The organism is Neisseria sp. HMSC070F02 (assembly GCF_001814225.1).
GTDB classification, from domain to species: domain Bacteria; phylum Pseudomonadota; class Gammaproteobacteria; order Burkholderiales; family Neisseriaceae; genus Neisseria; species Neisseria meningitidis.
The window spans coordinates 1-204 of record NZ_KV815502.1 but is presented as its reverse complement, the minus strand read 5'-3'; the positions used below and the strand labels follow the sequence as shown (position 1 = coordinate 204).

Sequence of the window (204 nt, the reverse complement as noted above, 5' to 3'; positions counted from 1 at the left end):
TTACGTCGGGGAGGGCGGTGTCGATGATGTTCATGATTTTCTCTGTATGCCGTCTGAAGAAAGTGGTTCAGACGGCATTTATTTGCCGATTAGGCGCAGCAGGTATTGCCCGTAGGCGGTTTTTTCCAAAGGCTTTGCCCGTGTTTCCACATCTTTTTTCGTCAGCCAGACGTTGCGCCAAGCGATTTCTTCGAGGCAGGCGAT

General features: G+C 51.0%; 1 pseudogene. It reads right to left on the bottom strand.

Annotated features, from left to right (window positions below):
• Positions 1-78: 78 nt before the first annotated feature.
• Positions 79-204 (bottom strand): annotated as a pseudogene (locus HMPREF2959_RS12450) (glucose-1-phosphate thymidylyltransferase); the annotation flags it as partial.